The 12,397-nt window shown below is 72.4% G+C and carries 12 protein-coding genes; 5 read left to right on the forward strand and 7 right to left on the reverse strand.

Annotation, left to right across the window (positions count from 1 at the left end):
- Nucleotides 1–57: 57 nt before the first annotated feature.
- The 3 genes from ABZ478_RS05705 to ABZ478_RS05715 all read right to left on the reverse strand — a co-directional run bounded on the left by ABZ478_RS05705 (nt 58) and on the right by ABZ478_RS05715 (nt 4,204).
- On the reverse strand, nt 58–702 hold the full coding sequence (locus tag ABZ478_RS05705) for an ATP-binding protein (protein WP_359545628.1): 645 nt from the start codon (nt 700–702) through the stop codon (nt 58–60).
- 50 nt (nt 703–752) lie between these two features.
- The gene (locus ABZ478_RS05710; RefSeq protein WP_359545629.1) at nt 753–1,640 is read right to left on the reverse strand and encodes an alpha/beta hydrolase; all 888 of its coding nucleotides are present in this window, start codon (nt 1,638–1,640) and stop codon (nt 753–755) included.
- 155 nt (nt 1,641–1,795) lie between these two features.
- Nucleotides 1,796–4,204 carry a DEAD/DEAH box helicase gene (locus ABZ478_RS05715; protein ID WP_359545631.1) on the reverse strand — a complete coding sequence of 803 codons (2,409 nt, stop codon included), beginning with the start codon at nt 4,202–4,204 and terminating at the stop codon, nt 1,796–1,798.
- Nucleotides 4,205–4,709: 505 nt separating this feature from the next.
- On the opposite strand from ABZ478_RS05715, the gene ABZ478_RS05720 reads away from it, so the two are divergent.
- On the forward strand, nt 4,710–5,456 hold the full coding sequence (locus tag ABZ478_RS05720) for a ferritin-like domain-containing protein (RefSeq protein WP_358927502.1): 747 nt from the start codon (nt 4,710–4,712) through the stop codon (nt 5,454–5,456).
- 54 nt (nt 5,457–5,510) lie between these two features.
- Here the strand turns inward: ABZ478_RS05720 and ABZ478_RS05725 are convergent, their stop codons facing one another.
- From ABZ478_RS05725 to ABZ478_RS05740, 4 genes are all read right to left on the reverse strand, one after another.
- On the reverse strand, nt 5,511–5,783 hold the full coding sequence (locus tag ABZ478_RS05725) for a hypothetical protein (RefSeq protein WP_351662479.1): 273 nt from the start codon (nt 5,781–5,783) through the stop codon (nt 5,511–5,513).
- A gap of 252 nt (nt 5,784–6,035) precedes the next feature.
- Nucleotides 6,036–6,263, reverse strand: coding sequence for a DUF3107 family protein (locus ABZ478_RS05730; protein ID WP_199211899.1), 228 nt, complete (start codon nt 6,261–6,263; stop codon nt 6,036–6,038).
- Nucleotides 6,264–6,396: 133 nt separating this feature from the next.
- Nucleotides 6,397–7,038: a TetR/AcrR family transcriptional regulator gene (locus ABZ478_RS05735; protein WP_358927503.1), complete on the reverse strand. Its 642-nt coding sequence runs from the start codon at nt 7,036–7,038 to the stop codon at nt 6,397–6,399.
- 168 nt (nt 7,039–7,206) lie between these two features.
- Complete coding sequence (locus ABZ478_RS05740) at nt 7,207–7,443, reverse strand: hypothetical protein (RefSeq protein ID WP_359545633.1); 237 nt, start codon at nt 7,441–7,443, stop codon at nt 7,207–7,209.
- Between the two features lie 255 nt (nt 7,444–7,698).
- Between ABZ478_RS05740 and ABZ478_RS05745 the strand changes: the two genes are divergently transcribed.
- The 4 genes from ABZ478_RS05745 (at nt 7,699) to ABZ478_RS05760 (ending at nt 12,397) form a co-directional block, all read left to right on the forward strand.
- Nucleotides 7,699–8,700, forward strand: a complete 1,002-nt coding sequence (locus tag ABZ478_RS05745; RefSeq protein WP_359545635.1) for an alpha/beta hydrolase — start codon at nt 7,699–7,701, stop codon at nt 8,698–8,700.
- Nucleotides 8,701–8,706: 6 nt separating this feature from the next.
- Nucleotides 8,707–10,347 (forward strand): DUF3152 domain-containing protein, encoded by a 1,641-nt coding sequence (locus ABZ478_RS05750; protein WP_359545637.1) that lies wholly within the window; start codon nt 8,707–8,709, stop codon nt 10,345–10,347.
- 56 nt (nt 10,348–10,403) lie between these two features.
- Nucleotides 10,404–10,499, forward strand: coding sequence for an Ms4533A family Cys-rich leader peptide (locus ABZ478_RS05755; RefSeq protein WP_358927507.1), 96 nt, complete (start codon nt 10,404–10,406; stop codon nt 10,497–10,499).
- Between the two features lie 179 nt (nt 10,500–10,678).
- Nucleotides 10,679–12,397 (forward strand): ABC transporter substrate-binding protein, encoded by a 1,719-nt coding sequence (locus ABZ478_RS05760; RefSeq protein WP_359545638.1) that lies wholly within the window; start codon nt 10,679–10,681, stop codon nt 12,395–12,397.

Genomic DNA, 12,397 nt, shown 5'->3' on the forward strand with positions numbered 1-12,397 from the left:
CTCAGGTCCGCGCCGGGTGAGGGGGCCCGCCGGCCCGGCCGGTCCGCGGCGCGGCCCCTACCGGGCCGGTCGATCCCCGGTGTCGCGGCGGTCGTCGAGGCGGACCTCCAGGTCCGGCCAGTGCGCGGTCCACCGCGTCAAGTCGTGCGCGTCCAACGGCCCCAGCCGGCGGAGCGACCCGGCCGGCGCGAAACGGACGGTCGTCCCCGTGCTTCCGTCGGGCCGAAGAGGCTCCAGACCGGTCACCGGCACGCCTCGCTCATAGCGCTGGGTCCAGGCCCCGTCGAGACGGCGATTGGTGTGCACGAGCCACTCGCTGAGCGCCGAGACGACGGACATGCCGCGACGCGGATGCCCGTCCGGAAGCCGCTCCGCATCCGGGTGGTCGAAGAACCGCAGGTCCCTCGTCGCCATCACCGGCTTCTTCACGAGCCGGCCGTGACCGGCCACGCGGGTGTCGGTGCCCCGGCCGTCGTCCGCCACCGACACGGAGCCGTCGCCGTGCAGGGTGATCAGGCAGCGTCCCCCCGCTCGGGACGAAGCCTCGTCGGCGGCATAGGCGACGACCTCGAGGACCAGGTGCACCGGGCCGCCGGGGGCGAACTCCGCCGGATCCCGGCGGATCCGGGCGAGATGACGCAGGTCGACAGCGGCGGCCCAGTCGTGGGTGGTGTTGATCCAGGCGGCAGTTGACCCGTCCATCGGGTCAGCGTCCCACCCTTCCTGCTCCGCCCGGGGAGACACCTTGCCCGTCAGCCGCTGGGCGTGGGGTGGGCGTCCCAGAAGTCGGCGAGGGCCTGGGCCGTGGCGAGGGGACGGTCGGTGTTGGGGGAGTGCTCGGCGCCCTCGACGACCGTCCGCCGGGCCCCCAGCCGCGCCGCCATGTCGTCGAGCAGCGCCAGCGGCCAGGTGTCGTCCAGCGCGCCCGACAGCACGTGGAAGGGCAGTGGCACGGCTGCGAGTTCGGCGACGCGGTCCGGTTCCGAGCACAACTGACGCCCGGCGGCGAGGAGTTGGGCGGGCTTGTTGCCCATCCAGCGGCGCCGCAGGTCGGCCCGGTTGTCGAGGCCGCCGTCCAGCCCGCCGGTGGCGGTCTCCTCGGGCGCCTCCATCGCCTGGATCGCGTCCCACACCTCGGCCATCGTCATCACCGCGAGCGCGTCGCGCAGCAGCTTCACGCGCTGCTGCTGAGAGGCCGAGATCTGCGCGGGGCCCGAGGCCATCAGGGTGAGCGAAGCGAAGGGGGAGTGGTCGAGCAGCACGGCCGCGCGCGAGACCTGCCCGCCCAGCGAGTGCCCCATCAGATGCACCGGTGCCGTTTCGACGGCCGCCACCTGCGCGAGCACGTCCCTGGCCAACTCCTCCTGGGCGTAGGCGGATTCGTCGTGCTCGGGGCCGTCCGACTCGAACTGGCCGCGCCCGTCCACGGCCAGGGTCCGGTACCCGCGCTCGGCCAGCGGCACATGCAGCGGGTTGAAGTCCTCCTTGCTGCCGGTGAACCCCGGCAGCAGCAGCGCGACCCCTCTGGGCTCGACCCCGTCGGCGACGGGCGCGTCGACCACGGCGAACTCACCGCGCGCGGTCCGCAGGGAGTACGCACGGGCACCGGCGGGCGGGACGAAGGTGGCAGGCCTGCTCATGGGAAGAGGCTATCGGGCGTTGCCGTGCGGCGGGTGACGGGCCGTGTGCCGGGCGGAGGCGGGGAGGGAACGCCCGATGGCCCGGCCCACCGAGGTGGGCCGGGCCATCAGGTCGACGCCGTCGCGCTGTTCCGGCTGGTACGCCGGCGCGCCGGTCAGGCTTCGGTAGCCTCCGCGGCCGCCGTCGCCTTGCGGGTGCGGCGCGCCTTCGGAGCCGCCTCCGCGGCCTCGGCGGCGGGCGCCGTCGCCTTGCGGGTGGTCCGGCGGCGCGGCTTGGCCTCCGGCTCCTCGGTGGCCTGCGCCGGAATCTCCGGGACGGCTGCCTCGGCGACGGCCTTACGGGTCCGCCGTGCCTTGGGCGCGACCACCTCGGCACCGTCCACGGCGGCTTCGGCGGCGGCAGCGGTCTTGCGGGTGCGGCGCGGCTTGGCCTCGGCCTCGGGTGCCACGGGTGCCTCGGCGGTCTCCGGTGCGGCGACCGCCTTCTTGCGGGTGCGGCGGGGCTTGGCCTCGGTGGCTTCCGCGGTGTCCACGGCGGCTTCGGCGGCGGCAGCGGTCTTGCGGGTGCGGCGCGGCTTGGCCTCGGCCTCGGGTGCCACGGGTGCCACGGGTGCCTCGGGTGCCTCGGCGGTCTCCGGTGCGGCGACCGCCTTCTTGCGGGTGCGGCGGGGCTTGGCCTCGGTGGCTTCCGCGGTGTCCACGGCGGCTTCGGCGGCGGCAGCGGCCTTGCGGGTGCGGCGCGGCTTGGCCTCGGCCTCCGACTCCGCGGCTTCCGGAGCGGCGGCGGCCTTGCGGGCGCGACGCGGCTTGGTCTCCGCGGCTTCCACGGTGTCGACGGCTGCCTCGGCGGCCGGTTCGGCCGTCTTGCGGGTCCGTCGGCGCGGCTTCGGCTCGGCGGCCTCGGTCACGGCCTCGGGCGCGGCCGCCACGGGGGCGGGCTCGGCCACGGGTGCCTCGGTCACCGGTGCCTCGGCCACGGCGGTCCCGGCCGGCTCGGCGGCCTTCCGCGTGCGGCGGCGGCGCGGCTTCTCCGGAGCGTCCAGGGCGGCCGGGCCCTCCGCCGTGTCCACCGTCTCGACGGCGGCCGACTCGACGGTCGCGGGCGCGGCAGCGGCCGTCACCGGCTCGGCCGCGCTCCCGCCGCGCGTACGGCGGCGACGGCGCGGGGTACGGGCCCCCGTGGACTCCTCGGCGGTGCCGGACTCGGCGACCGGCGCCGGGGCGGTGGAGGCGTCCGTCGGGGCCCCGCTGCGCGTGCGGCGGCGACGGCGCGGGGTGCGGGCCGCGCGCTCACGCTCGGCCGACGGGGCGGCACCGGACTCGGCGCGGCCACCACGGCCGCCCCGGTCACGGCCACGTGCTCCGCGACCGCCGGTCTCGCCCAGGTCCTCGAGCTCCTCCGCGTCGAGCCCGGCGCGGGTCCGCTCCGAGCGCGGCAGTATGCCCTTCGTGCCCTCGGGGATGCCGAGGTCGGAGAACAGGTGCGGAGAGCTCGAGTACGTCTCCGCCGGGTCGTTGAAGCCCAGCTCCAGCGCCTTGTTGATGAGCTGCCAGCGCGGGATGTCGTCCCAGTCGACGAACGTGATCGCCGTGCCCTTGGCGCCCGCGCGGCCGGTGCGGCCGACGCGGTGCAGGTACGTCTTCTCGTCTTCGGGGGACTGGTAGTTGATGACGTGGGTCACGCCCTCGACGTCGATGCCGCGCGCGGCGACGTCGGTGCAGACGAGGACGTCGACCTTGCCGTTGCGGAAGGCTCGCAGAGCCTGCTCGCGGGCGCCCTGGCCCAGGTCGCCGTGGACCGCGCCGGAGGCGAAGCCGCGACGCTCGAGCTGCTCGGCGATGTCGGCGGCGGTGCGCTTGGTGCGGCAGAAGATCATCGCGAGCCCGCGGCCGTCGGCCTGCAGGATGCGGGAAACCATCTCCGGCTTGTCCATCGAGTGCGCGCGGTAGACGAACTGCTTGATGTTCGCGACCGTCGCGCCCTCGTCGTCCGGCGCGGTGGCACGGATGTGCGTGGGCCGCGACATGTAGCGGCGCGCGAGACCGATGACCGCGCCCGGCATGGTCGCCGAGAACAGCATGGTCTGGCGCTTCACCGGGAGCATGGCGACGATCTTCTCGACGTCGGGCAGGAAGCCCAGGTCGAGCATCTCGTCGGCCTCGTCGAGGACCAGGCACTTGACGTGCTTCAGGTCCAGCTTCTTCTGGCCCGCGAGGTCGAGCAGCCGGCCCGGGGTGCCGACGACCACGTCGACGCCCTTCTTCAGGATCTCGACCTGGGGCTCGTACGCCCGGCCGCCGTAGATCGCGGTGACGCGCACGTTGCGCACCTTGCCGGCGGTCAGCAGGTCGTTGGTGACCTGCTGGCACAGCTCGCGCGTGGGGACGACGACGAGCGCCTGCGGGGCCTCGGTCAGCGCCTCGGGGGCGGCGCGGCCGGCCTCCACGTCGGCGGGGACCGTCACCCGCTCGAGGAGCGGGAGGCCGAAGCCCAGCGTCTTGCCGGTGCCGGTCTTGGCCTGGCCGATGACATCCGTGCCGGAAAGGGCGACGGGGAGCGTCATCTCCTGGATGGGGAAGGGGGTGACGATGCCGACGGCCTCCAGGGCCTCGGCCGTCTCGGGAAGGATTCCGAGGTCACGAAACGTCGTAGTCAGGATGCTGCCTCTTCTGTGTGGCGCGGCGCGAGGCGAGCGCGGGGGTCTTTGACGGACCGTGCCGGGGACGTCGGCTGCCATACGGGCGAACCACTCGGGTCAGCCGTAAAGCACGGGACCTCTGCCGACGCTCTAGCGCTCGTACCGCTGAGGGTGTCCCTCCGGTCGACGTACGTATGTGCCGTACGGCCGGGGAGGGCTGTCGGGTCGGAGCCGATCGGGCCACCGACCGGGCATCCTCATGCGTGCGGCCTGTCGGGACGCGTCGAACATCGTCGACGCACTCAGCCAGGCGCATTACCACCATACCCCGGATTCGCGCACATGCGATGGCCGATTTGCTCACGTAGTCGTGGTCACACTGGTTGGCCAGGGGCTTCCGGGGCAGGGCGAGCGGACTATTGTGCGCCTCATGACTAGCTCTGACAAGCCTGAGAACGCGCCCGCCGCCGCTGCCGGACCCACCGGCGTCGCCGCCCAGGACTGGACCCGGGCCTCCGCCGACCCGCAGTACCGCGCCGCGGTGGTGGACCTGCTCGGAGCGCTCGCGTACGGCGAGCTCGCGGCGTTCGAACGGCTCGCGGAGGACGCCAAGCTGGCGCCGACGCTCGCGGACAAGGCGGAGCTGGCCAAGATGGCCTCGGCCGAGTTCCACCACTTCGAGCGGCTGCGCGACCGGCTCACCGAGATCGGCGAGGAGCCGACCGCCGCGATGGAGCCGTTCGTCGCGGCCCTGGACGGCTTCCACAAGCAGACGGCCCCCTCGGACTGGCTGGAGGGCCTGGTCAAGGCGTACGTCGGCGACTCGATCGCCAGTGACTTCTACCGGGAGGTCGCGGCCCGCCTGGACTCCGACACGCGCGAGCTGGTCCTGGCCGTTCTCGACGACACCGGGCACGCCGGTTTCGCGGTGGAGAAGGTGCGCGCGGCGATCGACGCGGACCCGCGCGTGGGCGGGCGGCTGGCGCTGTGGGCGCGGCGGCTGATGGGCGAGGCGCTGTCGCAGTCGCAGCGCGTGGTCGCCGACCGGGACGCGCTGTCCACGATGCTCGTGGGCGGCGTGGCCGACGGGTTCGACCTCGCCGAGGTGGGCCGGATGTTCTCCCGTATCACCGAGGCGCACACCAAGCGGATGGCCGCGCTGGGCCTCGCGGCCTGAGACCGGGCCCGGCGTTCGGGGGGCGGTACGCGCCCCCCGCGACGGCGTCGCTCGCTACGCCGGGATCGATCGTCGGCGCAGCCGGCGGCCGGCCGGGCGCAGGAGCAGGGACAGGGAGGCCGCCGAGACGACCGCGGCGCCCAGCAGGCTCAGCAGGGCCGTCCCGGGACCGAGCGCGCTGTGGGTGACGAAGTCACCGAAGAGGGCACCGGCGACGCCCGTCGCGAAGACCAGGGCGGGGGCGGGCAGGCGGTGTGCCAGCCGCTGCGTCGCCGCCCAGGCGAGGAGCAGACCGACCAATGCGGATCCGAGTGCTTCCAGGATCATGTCGGGGTCCCTCCCAAGGCCGGCCGGTGCTTCACGGTTGTAGCCCGTCCTACCCGTGACCTGCGGAGTACAACCCTCCTCTGTGAACGACTTGTGCTCCGTCTGTGCGCGGCCGCCACGAACACCGCGCCGCCACGAACACCACGTCGGCACGGGTACCAGGCCGGCACGGGTACCCCGACGGCGCGGGCACCGCAAGACGGAAGGGGCCCGGCGGCACAGTGCCGCCGGGCCCCTTCCGCTGAACGGGACCTACAGAGTGCCGAAGCCGACCTTGCGGACGGTCGGCTCGCCGATCTCCACGTACGCCAGACGGTCCGCCGGCACCAGGATCTTGCGGCCCTTCTCATCCTCGAGGCTGAGCAGCGGCGTCTTTCCGGCCAGGGCCTCAGCCACCACGCGCTCGACCTCGGCGACGCTCTGACCGCTCTCCAGAACGATCTCGCGGGGCGCGTGCTGCACGCCGATCTTGACCTCCACGGCTATGTCCCTCCGACGGTCAGTGCTGTGCGCGATCTTCCGCGCCGTACCAGCACACATTAGCCCGGTGAGGGGACGTACACGCTGCGGGCCGGAACGCCATCAGCGAACACCGCGGGGGAACAAATGACCGTCAGTGGTGGTCGATGCCGTGCAGCGGGAAGCCGGCGATGCCCCGCCAGGCCAGCGAGGTCAGCAGCTGCACCGCCTGGTCACGCGGCACGCTGCGGTCGCTGTGCAGCCAGGAGCGCGCCACCACCTGGGCGAGACCGCCGAGCCCGGAGGCGAGCAGCATCGACTCCGCGCGCGAGAGACCGGTGTCCTCGGCGATGACGTCGCAGATCGCCTCGGCGCATTCGTTGGTGACCTTGTCGACGCGCTCGCGCACCGCGGGCTCGTTCGTCAGGTCGGACTCGAAGACCAGGCGGAAGGCGCCGCCGTCGTCCTCCACGTAGGCGAAATAGGCGTCCATGGTGGCGCGGACGCGCTGCTTGTTGTCGGTCGTCGACGCCAGCGCGTTGCGCACCGACTGGATCAGCGCCTCGCAGTGCTGGTCCAGCAGCGCGAGGTAGAGATCCAGCTTGCCGGGGAAGTGCTGGTAGAGCACCGGCTTGCTGACGCCGGCCCGCTCGGCGATGTCGTCCATCGCGGCGGAGTGATAGCCCTGAGCGACGAAGACCTCCTGGGCGGCGCCCAGCAACTGGTTCCGTCGGGCTCGGCGTGGCAGCCGTGTGCCACGCGGGCGTGCCGCCTCAGTCTGCTCGATGGCTGTCACGCCGCCTCCCAATGTCGTCCACGTGCGGCGTAGGCCGCGCGGCCATCGTACTTTTCGGTAACCGTGCTGTGCGCGGTGCGAGCGCAGAATTTCACGTACCGGACGGCGATGAAAGCGGTTGACGCCCCCCTGGCGCGGCCGAACGGGTCCCGCGGGGTGGCCGCGAGGTCAGCGGTAGTCGTCCTCGTCGAGGGCGACGACGCGCCGCTGTTCGACGAGGTCGGCCTCGTTGCCACGGGCCGGGTCCACGTCCGTCAGGGGGTCGTCGCGCTCCGGGGTGACGTCCGTGTGCTGCTCGGCGGAGTCCACCTCGGGGGCCTCGACGTCGATCTCCGGGAGGCTGTCGTTCTCCCGGTCCTCGATCGCGTCGGGCTCGATGGGGTCCTCGATGGAGTCGTGGGTCATGGTGGGCTCCCTTCCTACGAACGTCCCTGGAACCAGCAGGGGCCAGATCCGGGTGCCCTCTGTATGAGCCTAGGAGACACCTGATTCCGGTGCCATGCCATGGACGTCCGTCGGCCGTGTGGTCGCGCGGGTCATGGAGGGGCGTCGCCCCGTCCGGTCCGCGCCGCGTTCCCGGTCCTGTGTCCGTGACGCACGGGTGCAATCTGTGACGGCGAACACATGAGCCGCTATGTGATCGTCTCGTAACATTGCCGCATGTCTTCGACCGAGTCGCCTTCCGTACCGGCCGCGAGTGTCCTTCCCAGGGTCGCGCCCGTCCGGGTCGGCGAGGGCGAGCGGCTGAGGTCGGTGGGGCTGCCGGGGGTCACTCTGTCGCTGCGTTCGCGGCCGCCCGCGCGTGAGGGGCTGCCGCCCGCGTTCTTCGTCCACGGACTCGGCGGTTCCTCGCAGAACTGGTCGTCGCTGATGGCGGAACTGGACGGCGTCGTCGACGGCGAGGCGGTGGACCTGCCCGGCTTCGGCGACTCCCCGCCCCCGGACGACGGTGACTACTCCATCACCGGGCACGCGCGCGCGGTCATCCGCTGTCTGGACGCCGCCGATCGCGGCCCGGTGCACCTCTTCGGCAACTCCCTCGGTGGCGCGGTCGCCACGCGCGTGGCCGCCGTACGGCCGGATCTCGTCCGGACGCTCACCCTGGTGTCGCCCGCCCTGCCGGAGCTGCGGATCCAGCGGACCGCGGTGCCGACGGGGCTGCTGGGCGTGCCCGGCATCGCCGCGCTGTTCACCCGGCTCACCCGGGAGTGGACGGCCGAACAGCGGGTGCGCGGCGTCATGGCGCTCTGCTACGGCGATCCGGGACGCGTGTCCACCGAGGCGTTCGGGCACGCCGTCGAGGAACTGGAACGGCGGCAGCAACTGCCTTACTTCTGGGACGCGATGGCACGCTCCGCGCGCGGTATCGTCAACGCCTACACCCTGGGCGGACAGCACGGGCTGTGGCGCCAGGCCGAGCGTGTGCTCGCCCCCACCCTCCTGATCTACGGTGGTCGCGACCAACTGGTCGGCTTCCGCATGGCCCGCAAGGCCGCCCGCTCCTTCCGCGACTCGCGTCTGCTGTCGCTGCCGGAGGCGGGGCACGTGGCGATGATGGAGTACCCGGAGGTGGTGGCGGGGGCGTTCCGGGACCTCCTCGCACAGGCCGGGACACCGGGCGGCGATCCGGCCGCGGAGACGGACACGGACACGGAGAGCTGAGGGCTGGTGGGACGCCACAGTCGCCGCGGAGCGGCCCCCAAGGGCGACTCCGCGGCCATAAAGGCACAGGGAGAGGCGCGGGGCGCGGCCCCCGGCGCCGCAGGCGAGGGCGCCGGACGCGAGCTCTGGCTGCCCGGCCAGCGGCAGGCCCCGGCGGGCGCCCCGGGCGCCCAGGGGACGGGACCGCGCCCGGCGCCGGGGGTGCCCGGCTTCCCGCCCGGCACGCCGGCCCGTGGAGTGCCGCGCTTCCCGGACGGCACGCCCGCGCATGGAGTGCCGCGCCTTCCGGAGGGCACCCCTGTCCGTGTGGCACCCAGGCTTCCGGACGGCACTCCCGCTCGTGGTGTTCCGCGTCCCGCGGACGGCACGCCGGCCCGAGGGGTGCCCAGGCTTCCCGACGGCACGCCCGCTCACGGCGTTCCGCGACTGCCCGACGGCACGCCCGCGCAGGGGACGCCGCGGGTCGGTGGCGGTGTCTCCCGGGCCCGCGGCGGGCATCCCGAGCAGCGTGAAGCCGGGGGCGGCTGGGGCGAGTTCAAGGGGGCGGCCGGCGGCGCCGGGACGGCTCCCGGTGGCACCGGGATGCCCGGGGGACCGGCGACTGCCGGTGCCAGGCAGGGCGCGGGCGGCCCCGGCACGGCCCTCCCGCGGCAGCGGCGGCGGCAGGGCGGCCCCCGGCAGGACTACCTGGACGCCTTCGACGAGGACATCGACGTCTTCGACCCCCGCCCCGGCCGCCGCCCCGGACCGGACGGCCGGCAGGGGCCGCACGACCCCGACGCGGAGCCGGTTGCCGGAGTGGGTTCCGGGCCCGGCGGCGACGGGTCCGAGGCCGCCGTGCCCGCACAGCGCTCCGGCGGCAGGAGCCGGGCCTTCACCGGTATCGCGGCCGCCGCCGTGACCACCGCCCTGGCGATCGTCGTCGCCGGACAGGTCGCCGACGGCCACGACGGCAGCGGCCTCCAGGCCCGGTCCGCCACCGGACAGGCGGGCGACGCCCGCGCCCCCGGCGGCAACGCGCCCGCCGCCGCGCCGAGCGTGGCGGCGCTGACGTACGACCAGAAGATGGCCCGGACGTACCAGCTCAGTGCCGGACTGAAGGGCTCCGGGAAGTTCGACGCGGTCCCGGGCCTCGACAAGGCGCCCGGCGGGGGACAGAAGTACACCTACCGGGTGGATGTCGAGCAGGGACTCGGGCTGGACGGTGAGCTGTTCGCCGAGGCCGTGCAGAAGACGCTGAACGACGACCGCAGTTGGGCCCATGACGGCGCCCGTACCTTCGAGCGGATCTCCTCCGGCAAGCCGGACTTCGTGATCACGCTCGCCAGTCCGGGCACCACCGCCACATGGTGTGCCAAGTCCGGCCTGGACACCGCGGAGGACAACGTCTCCTGCGACTCGGCGTCCACCGAACGCGTGATGATCAACGCCTACCGGTGGGCACAGGGAAGTGAGACATACGGGGACAAAATTCATGCTTACCGGCAGATGCTGATCAATCACGAAGTGGGGCACCGGCTCGGTCACGGCCATGTGACCTGTGACAGGGACGGTGAACTCGCCCCGGTCATGCAGCAGCAGACCAAGTTCCTCGACCACGACGGAATCCACTGCCGACCCAACCCCTGGCCGTATCCCAGGAGTTGACAGGTGGCGCTTATGTCAGATTGACATGAGTCGCATGTTCGTTCATATTTCTCGGCATGTGGTCCCGTCATACCGTCTCGCACAGCGCAGCCATCGAGCTGGCGCTGTTCGGTGTGACCGCGCTCTGCGTGGCCGACATCCACTGTCGCTGACGCCGCCTCCCTGGCGTTCGCGTCGCGACTACTTCCCTTTTTTCCGTCCGTGACCGTGTCACGGGTGTCTTCGACGACCCGACGCCGGGGCCGACGTCTGCCCGCAGCCGTCTCGCTCCTCGTTCATCTGTCTCACTTGTCGAGAAATTCTCGATCAGCCCCGAGAGGTCGTCATTCCGATGCGTCAACCGTCCGTCATAGCGCGCCGCGTGGCAGCGGCATCCGTCAGCCTGGTCGTGGCAGCGGGCGCCGCCGCCTGCGGTCCGCAGGACAACGATGCCAAGGGCTCAGCCGGCGACTCCGCGCCGCACAAGGGCGGCACGCTCACGGTGCTGAACTCCAACCCGCAGGCGGACTTCGACCCCGCCCGCCTGTACACCTCCGGCGGCGGCAACGTCCCCTCGCTCGTCTTCCGCACCCTCACGACCCGCAACCGTGAGAACGGCGCGGCCGGCGCCGAGGTCGTCCCCGACCTCGCCACCGACACCGGGCGTCCCAGCAAGAACGCGACCGTATGGACGTACACCCTGCGCAAGGGCCTCAAGTACGAGGACGGCACCCCGATCACCTCCGCCGACGTCAAGTACGGCATCGAGCGCTCCTTCGCGCCCGAACTGTCGGGCGGCGCCCCCTACCTGCGGGACTGGCTGGTCGGGGCCGCCGACTACCAGGGCCCCTACAAGGACAAGAATGGCCTGTCGGCGATCGAGACGCCGGACGAGCGGACCATCGTCTTCCACTTGAACAAGCCCGAGGGCGAGTTCCCGTACCTTGCCACCCAGACCCAGTTCACGCCCGTGCCCAAGGCCAAGGACACGGGCACGAAGTACGAGGAGCACCCGGTCTCGTCCGGCCCCTACAAGGTCGTCAGCAACGAGAACGACGGCGAGCACCTCGTCCTGAAGCGCAACACGTACTGGTCCACGGCGGTCGACGCCGAGCGCAAGGCCTACCCGGACACCATCGACGTCCGCTCCGGCCTCGACTCCTCCGTGATCAACCAGCGGCTTTCCGCGTCCCAGGGAACGGACGCCGCCGCGGTCACCACGGACACCAACCTCGGCCCGGCCGAACTCGCCAAGGTCACCGGTGACAAGGAACTGGCCGCGCGCGTGGGCACCGGCCACTTCGGCTACACGAACTACATCGCCTTCAACCCGAAGGTGAAGCCGTTCGACGACCCGAAGGTGCGGCAGGCGATCTCCTACGCCATCGACCGGTCCTCCGTGGTCAACGCGGCCGGCGGCAGCGCGCTCGCCGAGCCCGCCACCACGTTCCTGCCCGACCAGAAGTCCTTCGGGTACACGCCCTCCGACCCGTTCCCGGCGGGCAGGTCCGGCAACGCGGCCAAGGCCAGGGAACTGCTGGCGCAGGCCGGCCACAAGAACGGCCTCACCGTCACGCTGACCCACTCCAACAGCAAGGACTTCGAGACCAGCCCCGAGATCGCGACCGCGATCCAGGACGCCCTCAAGAAGGCCGGTGTCACGGTCAAGCTGCAGGGCCTGGAGGAGAACGACTACGCGGACAAGATCCACAGCGTGAGGACCGAGCCGGGCTTCTTCCTCGCCCACTGGGGTGCCGACTGGCCCTCCGGCGGTCCCTTCCTCGCCCCGATCTTCGACGGCCGGCAGATCGTCAAGGACGGCGCGAACTTCAACACCGCCCTGCTCGACGACAAGTCGGTCAACGGCGAGATCGACGCGATCAACAAGCTGACCGACCTCGACGCGGCCGCGAAGCGGTGGGGCGCGCTGGACAAGAAGATCGGCGAGCAGGCCCTCGTGGTGCCGCTGTTCCACCCGGTCTACAAGCGCCTGTACGGCGAGGAGGTGCGGAACATCGTCATCAGCGACTGGACCGGCGTCCTCGACATCTCCCAGGTCGCGGTGAAGTAA

It is taken from the genome of Streptomyces sp. NPDC005706 (genome assembly GCF_040631045.1).
Taxonomy (GTDB): domain Bacteria; phylum Actinomycetota; class Actinomycetes; order Streptomycetales; family Streptomycetaceae; genus Streptomyces.